The sequence below is a fragment of the Vreelandella nigrificans genome (assembly GCF_002374315.1).
Lineage (GTDB): Bacteria > Pseudomonadota > Gammaproteobacteria > Pseudomonadales > Halomonadaceae > Vreelandella > Vreelandella nigrificans.
This window is the reverse complement of sequence record NZ_NWUX01000007.1, coordinates 1-16,240: the sequence shown is the minus strand read 5'-3', so window position 1 is coordinate 16,240 and position 16,240 is coordinate 1. Positions and strand designations below refer to the sequence as shown.

The window sequence follows — 16,240 nt, the reverse complement described above, 5'->3', positions numbered from 1 at the left end:
CGTTGTAATGATTATTAGCGGTCACTAAGCCAGTTCAACACGTCATCAATACAGTGAACCTCATGGCGTAGGGGCAGCGCTGGCCGCTCGATCATCACAATGGGTAAGCCGAGCATACGGGCAACGGTCAGTTTCGAGGCTGCGCCTTCGCCGCCGGAATTTTTACACACGATGTGCTGGATACGCTGGGTTTCAAGCAGGGCGAGATCGCCTTTCAGCGTAAAGGGGCCTCTATCAATCACAGTGCTAACATCGTCCAGAGGCAACGGGCTGGTAGGCGGGTCAACCAAACGCAGCACGTAATGGTGCTGGGGCTGGGTGGCAAAGGCGCTAAGGTGCATTCGCCCAATGGCGAGCAGCACCCGCTGGGGCGGGCCAGTTAAGGCGCTAACGGCTTCGTTGATACTTGCCACGCTCTGCCACTGGTCACCACCTACAGGTCGCCATGCAGGTCGGGTAAGGGCAATGGCCTTTACGCCGCACTGTGCCGCCGCGGCTGACACGTTCACGCTCATCTGCGCGGCAAACGGGTGGGTGGCATCAACAATATGGGTAATGTGCTCCTGGGCCAAAAACGCGGCAAGGCCGCTCACGCCCCCAAAACCACCAATACGGGTCGGTAGCGGCTGGGGTTTAGGCGTATTCACGCGCCCCGCATAGCTAAAAATGGCGGGAAACCCGAGTTTGGCAACCGCACTGGCCAAGGCACTGGCTTCAGAGGTTCCCCCGAGAATTAGGATTTTGATCATGGCTGAGGTTAACAACGTTCCCTGGTTGACGCTATTAGGCTGGGGGGAGGGTGGCACACAGGGGCTAACGGCGGCAAGCCGCGCCGCACTGGAAAGTGCCCAGGTGGTGTTCGGCGCACGCCGCCACCTGCGCCTTTTGCCGCCCCTTAACGCCGAGGTGATTGAGTGGCCAGTGCCCTTTGCCGATGGTATTCCACAGCTGCTAAATCAGCGTGGCCGCCGGGTGGTGATGTTGGTCTCAAACGACCCATTTTGGTTTGGGGCGGGCACCACCCTGGCTCAGCACCTTAGCGCTAGTGAGTGGCTGGCGATGCCTGCCCCTTCCACCTTTAGCCTGGCGGCTTCCCGCTTGGGCTGGCCGGTGGAACACTGCACCTGCTTGGGTTTGCACGCCAAACCACTGACGCGCATTCGGCCTTATCTGCATGCTGGTAGGCGTTTATTAGTGCTGGTAAGAGAGGGCGAGGCGGTGGCTGAGCTGGCGGCGCTGGTAACTAGCGTTGGCTTTGGAGACACCCAGCTAACGCTGCTGGAATCTTTGGGCGGTGATAACGAGCGCATTCGCCATTGTCGTGTAGATACCGTCTTGCCCGACGATATCGCCCACCCAGTCGCGGTAGCGCTGGAAGTCGCCGGTAAAGGCCCCGCTTTGCCACTGACGCCCGGCCTGCCGGATCATTTTTTTGACCACGATGGTCAAATCACCAAACAGACCATTCGCGCCATTACCCTAGCGGCACTGGCCCCCATGCCCGGCGAGCAGCTATGGGATATCGGTACCGGGTCTGGCTCCGTTGCCATTGAGTGGCTACTCGCTCACCCGGATAATCAGGCGGTGGGCTTTGAGCAAAACGCTGAACGGGCAGCGCGAGCGCGCAGCAACGCAAAAAGCCTGGGCGTTGATTGGCTGGAAGTACAAGAGGGCCACGCGCCAGAAGTACTAAACGATACACCGTTGCCCGACGCAGTATTTATCGGCGGCGGGTTATCCCAAGCGCTGTTAGACGATTTATGGCAGCGCTTGCCCAAGGGAGTGCGTATCGTCGCCAATGCTGTCACCTTGGAATCCGAAGCGCTGCTGGCGCACTGGCACCAACAGGCAGGCGGCGAACTGCTACGGCTAGAGCTTGCCAACGCCGCCCCCATCGGCACCCGCCGGGGTTGGAAAGCCAGCTACCCGATTGTTCAGTGGCGGGGCGTCCGATGAAACAATCGGTGTTGAGAGTAGCGGGGTTTGGTTTTCGCAGTGAGGCCACGCTTGAATCGCTCGTTCAAGCGTTAGACCAACTTATCGAGCAGTACGGTTCTGTCTACAAGTACGGCCTCATCAACCGGCTAGCGGCGGCTCACTCCATGCTGCCGTTAGTCGAAGAGCTAGGGCAGCTGCGCAATATTGAAGTCATCGCCGTAGCAGATGCCGAGCTGTCAACAGTGGCAACGCTTACCCATTCAACACACAGTTTGCAGGCGCGCGGCACAGGCAGCGTGGCTGAGGCCGTAGCGCTGCTAGCCGCAGGCCCGAATGCGAGATTAGTGGGGCCCAGAATCATTTCAGCGGATAGACAGGCCACCGCCGCCCTGGCGTTGTTAGAAGTACCAGAAGGAGCCACCGAATGACCGTACACTTCATTGGCGCAGGCCCCGGCGCGCCGGATCTGCTTACCCTACGCGGGCGCGACTTAATCGCCGCCTGCCCGGTGTGCTTGTATGCAGGCTCTTTAGTGCCGGAGCAGATTCTGGAACACTGCCCGGCGGGGGCCAGGGTGATTAACACCGCGCCGCTCTCGCTGGATGAGATCATGCAGGAAATCAGCCGCGCCCACGCCGAAGGCCAGGATGTCGCCAGACTGCATTCGGGGGATCTCTCGGTTTGGTCGGCCATGGGCGAGCAACTGCGCCGCCTGCGCGAGCTGAATATCCCCTACAGCATTACCCCTGGCGTGCCATCCTTTGCGGCAGCGGCGGCAACTCTAGGTCAAGAGTTAACGCTACCCGGCGTGGCTCAGTCGGTGGTGCTCACCCGTACACCGGGTCGTGCCAGTGCTATGCCCAGTAACGAGACGCTTGCCAATTTCGCCCGCACTGGGGCAACGCTGGCCATTCATCTCTCGATCCATAATCTTTCCCAGGTAGTCGAAAGCCTGACGCTTTACTACGGCGCGCAGTGTCCGGTGGCGATTGTGTGGCGAGCAAGCTGGCCCGATGAGCGAGTCGTGCGGGGGCGGTTGGCGACTATAGAAGAGCTGATCGATGATTCCATGCAGCGCACCGCATTGATAGTGGTGGGGCCAGTGCTTGAAAGCGTTGACTTCCAGGAGAGCAGCCTCTACGCGGTGGGGTATGACCGCCGCTTTCGCCCGCAGTCGGCAGATTCGCCTTTTGCTACGGCAAGCCAAGACCAAGAGAGCGACTCATGATCACGCTATCGCTAATAGGCATTGGCACCGGCAACCTTGATCACGTCACCCTGGCCGCCGTGCGCGCCCTCAATAGCGCCGACCTGATCCTGCTGCCCCGCAAAGGCGAGGCTAAGTCGGATCTAATCGATCTACGCCGCTTACTCTGCGAGCGCCTGTTAGAAGAACCGGTGACCACCAAGATCGTCGAGTTCGACCTTCCCAGCCGCGATAGCCGTAATGATCACTTAAGTTATAACTACTTGGGCGCGGTAGACGACTGGCACGCTGCGATTGCTAGTGTATGGGCGCAGTTGATGGATGAACATCTTCCCAATGGCGGGCGGGTTGGCATGCTGGTGTGGGGCGACCCTTCGCTTTACGACAGCAGCCTGCGCATTACCCAGCGCTTAAGCGCTGCGGGCAAGCAGGTGGATGTAGAGGTCGTGCCTGGCATCACCAGCCTGCAGGTGCTTACCGCTGAACATAAAATTCCCCTCAACGCGCTCGCCGAGCCAGTACAAATCACCACCGGCCGCCGCCTACGCGAGCGCGGCTGGCCGAATGATGCCGCCACGGTAGCCGTAATGCTGGATAGCGGCGGGGCGTTTACTACGCTGCCGTTTGACGACACCTACATCTGGTGGGGCGCTTACCTAGGCATGGATAAACAGTGCTTAATCAAAGGCTGGCTAAGCGAGGTCAGCGACCAAATCATCCAACGCCGCGCAGAACTACGCGACACCCACGGCTGGATTATGGATATTTACCTGCTCGCCAAAAAGCCGGAAAAATAAACCCAGGTATCAATATGGAATATTTTTCCATAAAATAATCCTGCCTATTAAATAACCAAGTTATCAGGAGCGACTATGAGCTTTTACGTCTACCTTTCTGGCGAAATCCACACCGATTGGCGCGAAGAGATTCAGCGCGGCGCTGATGCAGCGGGCCTGGATATCGTCTTCACCGCCCCGGTCACCGACCACGACGCCTCAGATGCCGCAGGCGATCACCTGGGCAAGCCGGAAAATGGCTTCTGGCGCGACCATCAGTCCTCCAAGGTCAACGCCATCCGCACCCGCACCATGATCGAACAAGCGGATCTGGTGGTTGTGCGCTTTGGCGACAAGTACAAACAGTGGAACGCCGCCTTTGATGCAGGCTACTGTGCCGCACTCGCCAAGCCCTACATCACCCTGCACAGCGAAGACATCGTCCACCCGCTGAAAGAAGTCGACGCCCAAGCCCAAGCTTGGTGTACCACTACCGATCAAGTCGTTGAAACCCTGAAGTACGTACTGAAAGCCTAAGCACACAGCGCCTCCCGCAACCTCGCAACTGCATTTGTGGTGTTGTGGGAGGGCGCTTTAGCGCGCGATGATCCCGCCCCATGAATCATCTAACCCAAAAGAGTGCCAAGATATTATTGCGAGTGCGCTCCGCTCACCACACACTACAAACCTCTTAAAATCAATCGATTGCACACTTGTAGCGCAGCGTAACGCTTGGCGAGGAACGAGACAAAAGGTACCCGCAGCGGCGGCCCGGCGCGAAGGCAGCGCCAGCTGCCCAAAGCTTTCTTCAGCTCAATTATTCTTCAAAGCCACGTGACCTAATTCAATTTTATGAATAGAGTATGATTAGATCAGAAAAACGAGCGGGTGAATCACTCTAGGTGAGACTGTGTCAGTGAATCAGTCAACCCTAGAGTAATTCACGGGTACGATTTGAGGCTGAGCGACCATGAGGAAATCTATGATTAACACAGGCTAAGGGGCAGGTTATGCATTACAGTCAAATGCAACATCTTATATATACAAACCTTATCATTTAGATTAGCCGTATCTATACATTATCGTCTATTTACTGCTGCATATATCTCAGCGTTTCTCACTAATCCGCTATCATCACTCTCAACTGAGTACGACTTGTAATTTAAGCTTTCACTTCCCGCAATCCAATATCGATTACATCGATATTCATGCTCGCGCCGACCGGCGTGCGGGTAAGCACCACCGACTGAGCCACGCCGGGTAGCGTCAGCTCCTGGCCTAAGGTTGGGCACACGTTCCGCCTTATCACACGCCAGTTTGGTTTTGTGAAAGCGCGCTAAAAAGGACTACGGAAGAACGACAACCAACTGGCGATGTTGTTTACGCTGGCGAACCTATTTCGAGTGGATCAGATGATACGGGCGTGGGATAGCTGTGTTCAAAATGCGAGGTAAGCCTCGAAAAATGTGGATAATAGAATGGAAAGCCGGGATTTAGGATAAATGCGCCCGAATTTTTGAGTAATGATATTTTAAAATATAGGCATGCTATTCATGATGAAGGTGCAACCAGCTTGTTCGCACCATCCCTAAGACCTAAGCTTCCGGTATTCAGTTAACCCAACGCCGGTTATGCGTTTAAAGTATCTTCCGAAATAGGATGCGTCCGAAAATTTAAACTTATGCGCAATTTGCTGGATTGATTCATTCGACTGAGTAAGTTGCTTTTTAATTTCCAAAACCATCTGTCTATCAATCAAAGTCTTAGGCGAGTCATTGAAAAATTTCCTAGTTAATTGCGATAGATAATATGGCGTGATATGCAATAGGTCAGCGTAAAACGCCACTTCCCGCTCCTGCTTACAGTGAGCAGAGATCAGCTCCCAGAATTCCCAGCAGATTGCCTCTTGCCTGCTGTAATCATTTCTTGTGCTCGCACTCATATGTACAGTGCGCTGCGAGACCCATAAGAAAAAATTCTGAAAATGGTTCACAATAATTTGTCGAGTATATTGTAATTCTTCCTTTGAAATTATAGATAGCAACCCTTCCCACGCATTAAGAAAATCCAAGAAATGGCTATCAGGTTTGAAATGCGGGAATCGATACAAGAATAAAAATAAACTATTGGGAAGTTCATACGCAACTTCAGCGGCGATTGACCGATTCATTAAATAGTATGAGCACAAAAAATCGTCTGATTTACTATTTATGACAGCAATAGAATCTTCCGATAAAACCAAGAAATCATTCTTTCCTATTGTATATGACTGAAGATTCACATTCACATCCGCACAGCCTTGCTGGCAGATCAGCAGGACAACATAGGCCAGCGGCAGGGGGGAGCCCAGGAGTCCATCGAGCCGCCCAGACCCCATAAAAAAATCTCCGTTATCGCCACGAAGGGTGTGAAGGTCAGTTTTCATTTTCACCATAAAATAGTCAAATAGTCGTTAAGAAGGTGCTTTTTGTTTTCATAATTACATTTTTTACTCAAGCTCTTACATTGTCAAGCCCCCTGTGTGTGCCCACAATATGGCTTTGATGTATCAACTGACGAGAGAATAAATATGTTAAGCACTGAACGCCTTATTTTGCGGCCTTGGCAGGCCAGTGACGCTCCAAGCCTCTATCAATATGCGAGCGACGAACGAGTCGGCTCCAATGCAGGCTGGGCGGCGCATACAAGCATTGCGCAAAGCTTGGAAATAATCGAGACCGTCTTCTCGACGCCCGAGGTCTATGCTGTGGCTCTGCAGGCTGACAACATCGCGATAGGGTTGGTTGGACTGCTTTTTGGAAAAGATAGCAATTTTGATATCGCTGACAATGAAGCGGAGGTTGCTTATTGGATAGGCGTGCCTTTCTGGGGGCAAGGTCTAGTTCCCGAAGCCGTCAAAGAATTAATGCGCCACGCATTTGAGAAGCTGAATGTTGATACGTTGTGGTGCGGCTATTTTGCAGGCAATGAGCAATCATTCAAGGCTCAGGTCAAATGCGGCTTTAAACACCATCGCACGGAAAAAAATAAGTTCAATAAATTCTTGAACGATTATCGAACTGAGCACATCAGTCGGATTACTAAGGATGAATGGCAAGCATTCAGCAATACTTGATCCAAAGGCTACCTGAAGCCCCACAGGCCGACCTGATAAATTTGATCTGACCGTGCGAACGTATCAACTGGCTATAAAATTAACTACAGACGCAATACAAAGGTAGATCTGTGAATATTACTTTGTCGCAAATCACTAGAGACAATTATGAGGAAGTATGCGAGCTAGAAGTGGCCAAACATCAGGAGGAATATGTTGCGGAGAATACGTGGTCCCTCGTTCAGGCGAGTTTCAATCCGAGCTACGAAACACGTGCAATCTGCCTAGAAGGTAAGCCTGTCGGTTTCTTCATGTGGGTACCTGAGCCTGACGGCGCGCAATCGATATGGCGGTTCATGGTTGATCGGCAATACCAAAATAAGGGCATCGGCCGCAGGGCGCTAGAGATTGCGCTGGAAGAGATAAAAGCGGTCGGCCCTAAGAGAATATTGATTCTTTATGATCCAAAAAATGCTGTCGCGAAGGATTTTTATGCAAGCTTTGGCTTCATCGAAATCGGAATTGACGAAGACATCGACGAGATGTTGGCTGAGATCACAATCTAGGCCAAATCGGATTGCAGAATTGTCTGTGATTGATGCCGAGATTTTGGGCAAGCCACTGGATGAGCGAATGTAGGTTCGACAGACACGTTTGCCCATTCCTCGACGACCTAGATTGCTGGCTGTGCGCCACACTCGATACGCTGTCGCTCAAGTCCGATACGGCGGCGGTATCTTGTACGCGCTCAAGCTCTGGCCAGCACAGTTGCACACTGTGGCGACGGTGCTATCGAGATGGAAAACTCAGCGGCCGAACGCGCTTTGCGAGGGATGGCCGTTGGGCTAAACATTCCGAGGCAGTGCTGTAGGCATGCAGCAAGGGATATATCAGGTGCTGTTGTGTGCATTTAGGGCATGCTGGTTCGGTGCCATCGGATAGTGTGAATGAAGGAGTGATGAAAGTGATGGATGTCGTGGATATTGAACAGCTGGTGATTCGTCGGGCCACAGTGCTTGATGCACCTGCAGTACTGAAGGTCTTCGACGAAGTGATGGCCTGGTTTGTGCAAATGGGCAATGAAGGCCAATGGGGCTGCGAGCCATGGTCAGCATCGCCGCGACGGATTCAACTATTGGAAGATACCTGTGCCTTACCAGGAGCCTGGGTGGCGGAGGACAAGCGTGGCCACCTGTTCGGCGCCTTGGTCTTGGGAGAGGCACAGCCCTATGTGTCTCCCGCAACGGAGCCGGAAATCTACGTGCGCGTGCTGGTCGCCTCGCGCGATGTCCGAGCGCGTGGGATAGGGCGGCGGTTGCTAGCATTTGCGGATAATCGCGCCCGGGCTGCTGGGGTGCAGAGCCTGCGTGTGGACTGCTACGGTGGTGGAACGGGGGCGCTGGTTCGGTTTTATGAGTCTTGTGGGTATGAGCGAATTGCGGCCTTCAGCGTGGATGGCTGGCCCTGCCAATTACTGGGGCGCAGCCTAAAGGCTACCGACGCGAGCTAGTTGATCCTGAAATATGCACCAGAAACCCGCTGTTCCGCTGCGTTGTGAGAAGGGGCCTGACAGAACCCCCGAAGGAAAGAAGGATGATAAGCGCTATTCGGAATTCCCGCCCCGATGAGGGAGCGCGGGTGGTTGAAATCTGGCGCCGCGCAGTGGATGTCACCCATGGTTTTCTGACTCGGGAAGATAGAAAAGCCATTGACGAGCTGGTGTGCGGTTTTCTGCTGCAGGCGCCGCTGTGGTTGGCGGTAGATGCCAAGGACTATCCAATGGAAGAATATTGGAATCCTATGGTAGCTCAATTGTCGGTATCAAACTTCACTGAGATTTTATTGTGAAATCCTCGGTTTTGGGATCAGAAATCAACGATATGATCCCGATGAAACATGGTATGACGTTGGCGAAACACTATCGGGGCAAAAAGAGTTTCTGATACAAGATCCAGATGGTTATCTTTTACGTTTTACCGAGTATTTAGGTGAAAAATCGAAGTCATAGAATTGCGTTATAACAAACAATTCAAGCAGACCCTCAACGCGTGGCATTTTTGGTTTGCGTTGAATTTGGTGTTTACGGTGTTATGCGGAGAGTTGGTAGTAGCGTTTCGGGCTACTTAATTGGACGTTAGGCTGCAGCCAAATAATAACGACGATTCACCCAAGAGGAGAAGTGATATGAGCCTTGAGTTTAGATGGCACCGATTAGAGTCTTTCTCCGCATTGGAGTTACACAAAATTATCAAGGCTCGCGAATCGATTTTTGTTGTAGAGCAAAATTGTCCCTACCAAGAAACTGACGATATGGATCTTCATGCTTGGCACCTATCTGTCTTCTTGAACGATGAGCTTGCGGCTTATGCAAGAGTTGTTGATCCTGGAGTCAAGTACAGCCAGCCTTCTATCGGTCGCGTTATGACCCTTAAGAATTTCCGCGAGCTGAAAATCGGCCGACAACTAATGATAGAAACCATAAGATTCACCGAGATAAAATTTCCTGGCTGCGGGATAAAAATTGGGGCGCAAGTTTATTTGCAGGAATTTTACGAGTCACTGGGTTTTCAGTCTGTCGGAAAACCATACGATGAGGATGGCATACCTCATGTTGATATGGTTAAAGAGTCCGTCAGTACAGCCTAACAATTCATTCAAGCCGACGCCGCTTCGCAGCGCGGTTTAATTCCGGCGTTAGGTCTACAACCAAGAACTAAATATGGAGCACCTAATGAAAGTTGCATACAGGATAGCAACGCCTGACGATACGGCCGAATGCATCGTTTTGAGAGGAAAAACGAGAGAAAATGCTTTCTCTGTCGAACAATTGGAAGAACTCGGTATTACTTTAGAGAGCTGGAAAGCAGGAATTAGCGATGGCTCTTTGCCTAGTTACGTTGGTGTTAGTGAAGGGACGATTATTGGCTATTGCTTCGGTGACAGCGAAGCTGGAGAAATTGTTGTCCTGGCACTATTACCAGAATATGAAAGTAAAGGTGTTGGCAAAGCACTATTAAATCAAATGATTGAGTCTTTCCATTCTTTAGGATTTGAAAGACTTTTCCTCGGATGCTCATCCGATCCGAAAACTCGCTCATATGGCTTTTACCGACACCTAGGCTGGCGTTCCACTGGTCTATTTGATGATGCGGGCGATGAGATACTAGAATATTTTCCTAATAAATAGTGGGTATCCGGATTAACTGGTTGATAGCTTGCTCAGTATGTTCACTTGATCGAAATTGAGGGTGTCCAGATAAGCGGTGGATCCGATCCGACGAGGAGGGGCCAAGCCGCCATCCGCTCGACGGCATCAGATAAGCCAGGGATCTCGGGGAGAATCGTGTGCTCGAGGGAAGTGACCTGTCCTGATGATGCGTGGCAGCGGACAGACTGGCTAGGCTGCTCTCATTGCTGGAAGCCCGCTGGTGAGCACTGCGGCACAAACCCATTCTGCCTGGGGCAGGCTTTGACAGGGCAAGAGCGCCCATGCTAGGTTTATGATCATGATTTCATACATGGCAGTTCGCCTCACTCCGCGATTTATGTACCCTCGGGATCCTTACGGCATCGGCGGGCGGTGAATTGTACACCTCTGAAAGCGGAACCCCCGAGCCAGATCCTGGGGGTTTTTGCTTTCAGGCGGCCTCCCATTCATTGATAATTTGATGAATAACGCCTGATTTTTCCGCCGGCACCCTACATCCCGGAGAAATCAGAAAATGTCTACGTTGTTATCACCCGAAGCACTATGCTCTGCCCTCAACCTTACGGACCTGACCAATCCGCGCCAGGGTACGCATGCCATGCAGTTGCTGATTCAAGAAATCAGACAAGCGCTCATCAAGCAATGGGGCTGCAAACAGCTCTTAGTTCGCAGCGGCTCTGTTGTGCCAATTGCTAACAACTACGATCGCTTGGGCTATCCACCGGAAGGTGCGGCGCGGGACGCTCGCTACACACGCTACGTAGCCGATGGTTATATCCTGCGCACCCAGACGTCGGCGGCCATTCCAGATCTACTGGACGGGCTGAGCCTGGATCCACCCAACGACTTGTTGCTGCTCTTACCGGGACTAGTCTATCGGCGCGACAGCATCGACCGCTTACACTGTGGTGAACCGCACCAGCTGGACCTCTGGCGAGTGGTGGATGCTAACCAAGGATCGAGGATGTCCGTATCCGAGTTACAGCAAATGGTTTCGGTTGTTATGGCCGCTGCCGTACCCGGCCTGGAGTGGCGAACCCTGGCGTCGCCACACCCTTACACCGAGCACGGGATACAAATCGACGTTCGTTGGCGGGATGAATGGATTGAGGTTGGTGAGTGCGGCCTAGCGGCACGCGAGATACTGAATCAAGCGGGCCTTACTGGCCATACTGGTTTGGCCATGGGCCTGGGGCTCGATCGGTTGCTGATGCTGCGCAAGAGAATCCCCGATATTCGGCTACTGCGAAGTGAAGACCCGCGCGTACGCACGCAGATGAATGACCTGGATACCTACAGACCGGTATCTGCGATGCCTCCCATCCGTCGGGACCTATCTCTCTGCGTCGATACTTGGATTAACGAAGAACTGATCGGCGACATGGTCCGCGAACGGTTGCCCGAAGCGGAGAACATTGAAGCTCTGCTGATCAAGGCGGAAACGGGGTTTGAGGATCTACCGGCCTCGGCCCATCAACGCATGGGAATGAAGCCAGGGCAAAAGAATATCCTGCTGCAACTGACCCTCCGACACTTGGAGCGGACTCTGACCGACGAAGATGCCAACCTTATCCGCAACCAAGTCTATTGCCTACTCCACCAAGGTGAACGCCAAGAACTGGCGCAGGATGGTAGTTGAAAGCAACCGCACCCGGGCTTTCCCCTGGGTGCTGCTCGACATTTATGTAGAAAACGCAGCGCGCCCGTGGCGCTGGGGTATGGCTACATCTGACGGAACAGTGCCGCCACCAGAATACCGCCGGCGATCGCTGGCAGTGGCTTCTTCAGCGTCAGCATAATCACGGCAGTGGTCAGCAGGGCCAGGCGGGCGCCATTGTCACCGGTGATCGCCAGCGGCGCTAGCAGCGCCACCAGCACCGAGCCGGACATGGCGTGAATGAACCGTTTGACGCGGTAGCCGATGGGCACGAAGGACATCGCGAAGACGCCACCCCAGCGTGTCACCAGGGTCACCACCGCCATGATCAGAATGATGGCGAGCGCGCTCGGGTTGCCTGCCTCAATACTCATGGTCACGACTCCCCCAAAAGAGGCCGACCAGGCCACCGGCGATGGCGCCCACGACCACATGGCTGTTTTCCGGCAGGTAGCGATAGGCCAGCAGGGAGGCGCCCGCCGCCGCCGCCCAGATCACCAGCATACGCAGGTTCTTCTCGCCGCCCACTACCATGGCGAGCAGGAAGCAGCCCATCACCATGTCCAGTCCTAGGCTCGCGGGGTCGCTCACGGCGTTGCCGAAGTACAGACCCAGCCAGGTGCCGAGGACCCAGAAGCTCCATAGGGCGATTCCACCGCCCAGCAGCAGCCCCAGCCCCGGCCGGCCCTGGCTGAACGCCTGCATGGCCATGGCCCAGTTGGCATCGGAAGCCACCAGCATCACGCCGTAGCGCTTTGCCGGCTTGAGTGGCTGCAACCAGGGGTAGAGCGTAGCGCCCATCAGCAGGTGCCGGGCATTGATCGCGAATACGGTGAGCATCATCGTAAAGAGCGGGATCTGTGGCCCCCACAACTCCAGAGACGCGAACTGTGCAGCACCCGCGAAAACCAGGGTGCTCATGATGACGATGGACGCATCGCTCAGCCCAGCCTGAGTCGCCGCCAGGCCGAAGGCGGCGCCGAAGACGATGACGAACAGCGAGATGGGTACTAGTTCCCTGAACCCTTGCCACGTTAGCGCCCCGTCCAGGCGATGCAGTGCCGCCTCGTCACTTGTCATCTCGTTGGCCATGCCGTGCTCCTCCTGTCTCATGCCATGGACGTCACTATGCCGCGGGCCATCTCTTGATTAAAGCGAATGATTTTGCTATTAGGTATTCGAATATCGAATTCATATGGCAGCGTATGGCCTACCAAGATCTGCAAATCGACTGGCTCAAGTGCTTCGTCGCGGTGGTGGACGCCGGCTCACTCTCCGCCGCCGCCCCGGAGGTGCATCGCTCCCAGTCGGCGGTGAGCATGCAGCTGAAGAAGCTGGAGGCCGCTCTGGGGCATCGTCTCCTGGAACGAGGGCCTCGGTCGCAGCAGCTCACCCCGGAAGGGCAGCGGCTGCTGGGCTATGCCCGCAGGATGCTCGACCTGCACGCCGAGACCCAGGCGGCGTTTCACGGCCGGGTGCTGACCGGGCATATCCGTCTCGGCGTGCCAGATGACTATGCGGCCCGCTACCTGACTCCGGTGCTGAAGCGCTTCGCGCCGCAGCACGGAGCGGTGGAGATCGAGCTGAGCTGCGAGCAGTCAACCGCACTGATTCCGCAGGTCGAGAATGGCGACCTGGACCTCGCCCTGGTCTCGCGGGACCAGCCGCGTCACGGCACCCTCCTGTTCCATGAATCGATGGTGTGGGTCGGCTCGCCGGAATTTCCTACCTGGCGGCGCGACCCGTTGCCCATCGCTGTCTACGAGAGCGCGAGCCTCGCCAAGCGCAGTGCCATCAATTCCCTGGCTCTGCAGGGACGCCGCTACCGGGTGGTGTACAACAGCTCCAGCCTGGCAGGGCAGATCGCCGCGGTGGAGAGCGGCCTTGCCGTTGCCGTGTTGACGCGGTGCAGTGCCCCGCCCCACCTGGAGATCCTTGGAGGCAAGCATGGTCTGGGCCCGCTGGAGCCCATGGCGGTGGCGGCCTATCGCAGTCAGGCCTCTCAGAGCAACGAAGCCGTCGATAGCCTCTATCAGCTGCTGATCAGGACGCTGCGCAGCACGGCGGATTGAGCCGTCGCTCAGCGAGCGGCGGTAGCCCGATACCCCTATGGCCGGTCGAGGGCGGAGCGCAACAGCCCCAGGCCAGCCGTATCCTGGTAGCGGGCACATGATTCCCAAAAGCTAGCTACTACGATCGTCTGTTGGCTAGCGACATTGGACGATCTTTGATCGATCAGGCAGCGCTACTGGCTGTATAAGACCGCTCAGCATCCTAATTATATCAACCGAATAATGCCGGAGAGCATAGGAATAGATGCCACATCATATAGGGGAACTGTCAACCAGTTAATCCGGATACCCTATTTTCAAAGCCCTTTCCTGCGATACCGTTCCCCGCTTCACCACACTGGTAAGCTTCGTCAGCCGCCATGCCGATGAGATTGAAGCGCTATTCGAACAAGTACTGCTGGTGTGCCACGAACAAGGCTTACTGGGCAACGAACTCTTTGCCATTGACGGCTGCAAGATGTCCTCCGATGCCTCCAAAGAGTGGTCTGGCACGCTCAAAGAATTGAGTGAGAAGCGGGAGAAGCTGAGATGCCTGATTCGGCATCACCTACTGGAACACTACGCGCGTGATGAGGCCGAGACGGAAGCCGATCTGGATAGAGATATCCGACGGGCCAAGACGATTCTCTCGCTAGATGCCGCCATGAACAAAGTGGATCGTTTCCTAAAGACGCACAGTCCAAGGATGGGCCGGGGAAGCGAATCAAGGAAGTGAAGAGTAATCTGACCGATAACGAAAGTGCCAAAATGACGACAAGCAAGGGCACGATCCAGGGCTATAACGGCGCCGCCACGGTGGATAAAAAGCACCAGATCGTCATTGACGCTCAGGCCTTCGGCGAAGGCCAGGAACATCACACCTTGCAGCCCGTACTGGAAATGGTCGAAGCCCGTTTTAAGAAACTGGGGATTGCGGACAATATCTACCAGAAAGGCACCGTCGTCACCGCCGATACCGGTTTCGCGAATGACAAATTTATCGGGAATAAATTTGAACAGCCGAAGGCTGGCCCGAAGGGCGAGTCTCATGGATGAGACGAGTAAACCCAATATGAAGTACCTTCACGAGCGACGGATTAATGGCTATATCCCTGATAATCAGTTCCGCAGCCGAGATCCGAAATTCACCGACCAGAAAAACAAATACGGCAAGCGCCACCAGAACTTACCAGATAAAGGCTGGAGAGAGATGACGCCAGCTAGCGCGTTCCAGTTTGATCCAGTAGAGCTAACGTGTATCTGCCCAACCGGTGAAAAACTGTCCTATTGCGGGCAACGAGAAGCTGACAATGGCAAGACCTGGGTACACTTTGAAGGGCGTTTGCTGCAATGTCGACACTGCTCAAAGAAATACCGATGCATGCAGAACCCGAGCTCGGCCGACCATCGCAACGGTGCAGGGTGACAAGTTTCTTTTATTATCGAGAACAAACGCTTACCCAATTATACTGACTGGATGAAGTACCGAGTTGATAGTCCCAAGGGCAAAGAAATTTACAGCCATCGTATGTCAGTCTTGGAGCCTGTCTTCGGCAACATTGGCACAACGAAAAGACTGAACCGCTTCAGCCTTCGGGGTAAGAAGAAAGTGCAAGGCCAGTGGCAGCTATACTGCTTGGTGCATAATATTGAGAAGTTGGCGAATTACGGCCACTTGGCCGCATCATGAAGGGCTTAGAGCGGAGTAAGTTGCTTTGTGAACCCAGCAGGCGGTCTTCAGCGGACTTAAGCTGGGCGCTCAAGTGGCTAAATGCCGATATTAATATTACTCAGCCGGATGACCGGCTGGGTAAATGAATAAGGGCAGCAGGCGGTGGAAACAGCTCGAAATCAGGTTTTTCTACAGCCTCGTTAGCTCTCTTGGTAGTTGTCAATTAAATAAGAGGATTACGATGATTAATGAAGTAGCGCTACTTCTTGGTATGTTAGGCACGGTAATGTTAGCGCTTGATGTGGCAACCCCAAGTATTTTGCCTAACTTGAGCAATAGTTTCCGAAACTTTACAAAACAGAATATTTTCCCAAGATTTCTATTTCGGTGCGGCCATGAACCAACAGATGAGGATAGAGAAAATCTCAGCCGCATTAGCGTTATCGGTTTTTTTAGCCTATTCGTAGCCTTCGGGGTTATGCGGATCACATTGCCAGAATTAGAATCTATTTTAAATAGTTACGCATGGGTTATTGGTATTCCTTTTCTATTGGCTTTAACCCGCCTTATTCATGAGGCCGGCCTGAAAACGAAGATGGCGAGTGGTTTTCTCTTGTAGAATCAGAATGTTCCTGCC

Annotated in this window: 22 protein-coding genes; 17 read left to right on the top strand and 5 right to left on the bottom strand. The window is 53.9% G+C overall.

Going from position 1 to position 16,240, the window contains the following annotated elements; genetic code table 11:
* Positions 1 to 14 precede the first annotated feature (14 nt).
* A complete protein-coding gene (locus tag CPA45_RS09990) occupies positions 15 to 749 on the bottom strand; it encodes a cobalt-precorrin-6A reductase (RefSeq protein WP_096651405.1) in 735 nt (244 codons plus the stop codon).
* On the opposite strand from CPA45_RS09990, the gene cbiE reads away from it, so the two are divergent.
* From cbiE to CPA45_RS09965, 5 genes are all read left to right on the top strand, one after another.
* Positions 748 to 1,956: a precorrin-6y C5,15-methyltransferase (decarboxylating) subunit CbiE gene (gene cbiE / locus CPA45_RS09985; RefSeq protein WP_096651404.1), complete on the top strand. Its 1,209-nt coding sequence runs from the start codon at positions 748 to 750 to the stop codon at positions 1,954 to 1,956. The genes CPA45_RS09990 and cbiE overlap by 2 nt on opposite strands.
* The gene (locus tag CPA45_RS09980; protein ID WP_096651403.1) at positions 1,953 to 2,366 is read left to right on the top strand and encodes a cobalamin biosynthesis protein; all 414 of its coding nucleotides are present in this window, start codon (positions 1,953 to 1,955) and stop codon (positions 2,364 to 2,366) included. Before cbiE ends, CPA45_RS09980 begins: the two co-directional genes overlap by 4 nt.
* Entirely contained in the window at positions 2,363 to 3,166 is an 804-nt protein-coding gene (gene cobM / locus CPA45_RS09975; protein WP_096651402.1) for a precorrin-4 C(11)-methyltransferase, read from the top strand. The genes CPA45_RS09980 and cobM overlap by 4 nt, the downstream gene beginning before the upstream one ends.
* Complete coding sequence (gene cobF, locus CPA45_RS09970; protein ID WP_096651401.1) at positions 3,163 to 3,942, top strand: precorrin-6A synthase (deacetylating); 780 nt, start codon at positions 3,163 to 3,165, stop codon at positions 3,940 to 3,942. The genes cobM and cobF overlap by 4 nt, the downstream gene beginning before the upstream one ends.
* 75 nt (positions 3,943 to 4,017) lie before the next feature.
* Positions 4,018 to 4,458: a YtoQ family protein gene (locus tag CPA45_RS09965; RefSeq protein WP_096651400.1), complete on the top strand. Its 441-nt coding sequence runs from the start codon at positions 4,018 to 4,020 to the stop codon at positions 4,456 to 4,458.
* Between the two features lie 625 nt (positions 4,459 to 5,083).
* Here the strand turns inward: CPA45_RS09965 and CPA45_RS23185 are convergent.
* Both CPA45_RS23185 and CPA45_RS09960 read right to left on the bottom strand, forming a co-directional pair.
* Entirely contained in the window at positions 5,084 to 5,215 is a 132-nt protein-coding gene (locus CPA45_RS23185) for a hypothetical protein (protein ID WP_279628811.1), read from the bottom strand.
* 294 nt (positions 5,216 to 5,509) lie between these two features.
* Positions 5,510 to 6,346, bottom strand: a complete 837-nt coding sequence (locus CPA45_RS09960) for a helix-turn-helix domain-containing protein (protein WP_208858486.1) — start codon at positions 6,344 to 6,346, stop codon at positions 5,510 to 5,512.
* Positions 6,347 to 6,490: 144 nt separating this feature from the next.
* On the opposite strand from CPA45_RS09960, the gene CPA45_RS09955 reads away from it, so the two are divergent.
* The 7 genes from CPA45_RS09955 (at position 6,491) to srmL (ending at position 11,862) form a co-directional block, all read left to right on the top strand.
* Complete coding sequence (locus CPA45_RS09955) at positions 6,491 to 7,036, top strand: GNAT family N-acetyltransferase (RefSeq protein WP_096651398.1); 546 nt, start codon at positions 6,491 to 6,493, stop codon at positions 7,034 to 7,036.
* 110 nt (positions 7,037 to 7,146) lie between these two features.
* A complete protein-coding gene (locus CPA45_RS09950; RefSeq protein WP_096651397.1) occupies positions 7,147 to 7,581 on the top strand; it encodes a GNAT family N-acetyltransferase in 435 nt (144 codons plus the stop codon).
* A gap of 338 nt (positions 7,582 to 7,919) precedes the next feature.
* The gene (locus CPA45_RS09945; RefSeq protein WP_208858485.1) at positions 7,920 to 8,525 is read left to right on the top strand and encodes a GNAT family N-acetyltransferase; all 606 of its coding nucleotides are present in this window, start codon (positions 7,920 to 7,922) and stop codon (positions 8,523 to 8,525) included.
* An 83-nt stretch (positions 8,526 to 8,608) separates the two neighbouring features.
* Positions 8,609 to 8,863, top strand: a complete 255-nt coding sequence (locus CPA45_RS09940) for a GNAT family protein (protein ID WP_208858484.1) — start codon at positions 8,609 to 8,611, stop codon at positions 8,861 to 8,863.
* A 336-nt stretch (positions 8,864 to 9,199) separates the two neighbouring features.
* Positions 9,200 to 9,661, top strand: coding sequence for a GNAT family N-acetyltransferase (locus CPA45_RS09930; protein WP_096651396.1), 462 nt, complete (start codon positions 9,200 to 9,202; stop codon positions 9,659 to 9,661).
* Between the two features lie 85 nt (positions 9,662 to 9,746).
* Positions 9,747 to 10,202 (top strand): GNAT family N-acetyltransferase, encoded by a 456-nt coding sequence (locus CPA45_RS09925; protein ID WP_096651395.1) that lies wholly within the window; start codon positions 9,747 to 9,749, stop codon positions 10,200 to 10,202.
* A gap of 535 nt (positions 10,203 to 10,737) precedes the next feature.
* Positions 10,738 to 11,862 carry a PheS-related mystery ligase SrmL gene (srmL, locus tag CPA45_RS09920; RefSeq protein ID WP_096651394.1) on the top strand — a complete coding sequence of 375 codons (1,125 nt, stop codon included), beginning with the start codon at positions 10,738 to 10,740 and terminating at the stop codon, positions 11,860 to 11,862.
* Between the two features lie 83 nt (positions 11,863 to 11,945).
* Here srmL and CPA45_RS09915 read toward each other — a convergent pair whose 3' ends face one another.
* Positions 11,946 to 12,254: an AzlD family protein gene (locus CPA45_RS09915; RefSeq protein ID WP_096651393.1), complete on the bottom strand. Its 309-nt coding sequence runs from the start codon at positions 12,252 to 12,254 to the stop codon at positions 11,946 to 11,948.
* Entirely contained in the window at positions 12,244 to 12,972 is a 729-nt protein-coding gene (locus CPA45_RS09910) for an AzlC family ABC transporter permease (RefSeq protein WP_244287576.1), read from the bottom strand. Before CPA45_RS09910 ends, CPA45_RS09915 begins: the two co-directional genes overlap by 11 nt.
* 113 nt (positions 12,973 to 13,085) lie before the next feature.
* On the opposite strand from CPA45_RS09910, the gene CPA45_RS09905 reads away from it, so the two are divergent.
* The 5 genes from CPA45_RS09905 to CPA45_RS09890 all read left to right on the top strand — a co-directional run bounded on the left by CPA45_RS09905 (position 13,086) and on the right by CPA45_RS09890 (position 16,222).
* Complete coding sequence (locus tag CPA45_RS09905; RefSeq protein ID WP_096651392.1) at positions 13,086 to 13,952, top strand: LysR family transcriptional regulator; 867 nt, start codon at positions 13,086 to 13,088, stop codon at positions 13,950 to 13,952.
* Between the two features lie 747 nt (positions 13,953 to 14,699).
* Complete coding sequence (locus tag CPA45_RS22965; RefSeq protein ID WP_208858483.1) at positions 14,700 to 14,987, top strand: hypothetical protein; 288 nt, start codon at positions 14,700 to 14,702, stop codon at positions 14,985 to 14,987.
* Positions 14,980 to 15,357 carry a hypothetical protein gene (locus tag CPA45_RS22960; RefSeq protein ID WP_208858482.1) on the top strand — a complete coding sequence of 126 codons (378 nt, stop codon included), beginning with the start codon at positions 14,980 to 14,982 and terminating at the stop codon, positions 15,355 to 15,357. Before CPA45_RS22965 ends, CPA45_RS22960 begins: the two co-directional genes overlap by 8 nt.
* A 12-nt stretch (positions 15,358 to 15,369) precedes the next feature.
* Positions 15,370 to 15,621, top strand: a complete 252-nt coding sequence (locus CPA45_RS22955) for a transposase (RefSeq protein WP_340640253.1) — start codon at positions 15,370 to 15,372, stop codon at positions 15,619 to 15,621.
* Between the two features lie 223 nt (positions 15,622 to 15,844).
* Positions 15,845 to 16,222: a hypothetical protein gene (locus CPA45_RS09890; protein WP_208858481.1), complete on the top strand. Its 378-nt coding sequence runs from the start codon at positions 15,845 to 15,847 to the stop codon at positions 16,220 to 16,222.
* Positions 16,223 to 16,240: the final 18 nt, after the last annotated feature.

Bases quoted from the DNA above. Each gene is read 5' to 3' on its own strand.
- cbiE (WP_096651404.1), top strand. From the start codon at position 748: ATGGCTGAGGTTAACAACGTTCCCTGGTTGACGCTATTAGGCTGGGGG.
- CPA45_RS09990 (WP_096651405.1), bottom strand. From the start codon at position 749: ATGATCAAAATCCTAATTCTCGGGGGAACCTCTGAAGCCAGTGCCTTG.
- CPA45_RS09980 (WP_096651403.1), top strand. From the start codon at position 1,953: ATGAAACAATCGGTGTTGAGAGTAGCGGGGTTTGGTTTTCGCAGTGAG.
- cobM (WP_096651402.1), top strand. From the start codon at position 2,363: ATGACCGTACACTTCATTGGCGCAGGCCCCGGCGCGCCGGATCTGCTT.
- cobF (WP_096651401.1), top strand. From the start codon at position 3,163: ATGATCACGCTATCGCTAATAGGCATTGGCACCGGCAACCTTGATCAC.
- CPA45_RS09965 (WP_096651400.1), top strand. From the start codon at position 4,018: ATGAGCTTTTACGTCTACCTTTCTGGCGAAATCCACACCGATTGGCGC.
- CPA45_RS09960 (WP_208858486.1), bottom strand. From the start codon at position 6,346: ATGAAAACTGACCTTCACACCCTTCGTGGCGATAACGGAGATTTTTTT.
- CPA45_RS09955 (WP_096651398.1), top strand. From the start codon at position 6,491: ATGTTAAGCACTGAACGCCTTATTTTGCGGCCTTGGCAGGCCAGTGAC.
- CPA45_RS09940 (WP_208858484.1), top strand. From the start codon at position 8,609: ATGATAAGCGCTATTCGGAATTCCCGCCCCGATGAGGGAGCGCGGGTG.
- CPA45_RS09930 (WP_096651396.1), top strand. From the start codon at position 9,200: ATGAGCCTTGAGTTTAGATGGCACCGATTAGAGTCTTTCTCCGCATTG.
- CPA45_RS09925 (WP_096651395.1), top strand. From the start codon at position 9,747: ATGAAAGTTGCATACAGGATAGCAACGCCTGACGATACGGCCGAATGC.
- srmL (WP_096651394.1), top strand. From the start codon at position 10,738: ATGTCTACGTTGTTATCACCCGAAGCACTATGCTCTGCCCTCAACCTT.
- CPA45_RS09915 (WP_096651393.1), bottom strand. From the start codon at position 12,254: ATGAGTATTGAGGCAGGCAACCCGAGCGCGCTCGCCATCATTCTGATC.
- CPA45_RS09910 (WP_244287576.1), bottom strand. From the start codon at position 12,972: ATGGCCAACGAGATGACAAGTGACGAGGCGGCACTGCATCGCCTGGAC.
- CPA45_RS09905 (WP_096651392.1), top strand. From the start codon at position 13,086: ATGGCCTACCAAGATCTGCAAATCGACTGGCTCAAGTGCTTCGTCGCG.
- CPA45_RS22965 (WP_208858483.1), top strand. From the start codon at position 14,700: ATGACGACAAGCAAGGGCACGATCCAGGGCTATAACGGCGCCGCCACG.
- CPA45_RS22960 (WP_208858482.1), top strand. From the start codon at position 14,980: ATGGATGAGACGAGTAAACCCAATATGAAGTACCTTCACGAGCGACGG.
- CPA45_RS09890 (WP_208858481.1), top strand. From the start codon at position 15,845: ATGATTAATGAAGTAGCGCTACTTCTTGGTATGTTAGGCACGGTAATG.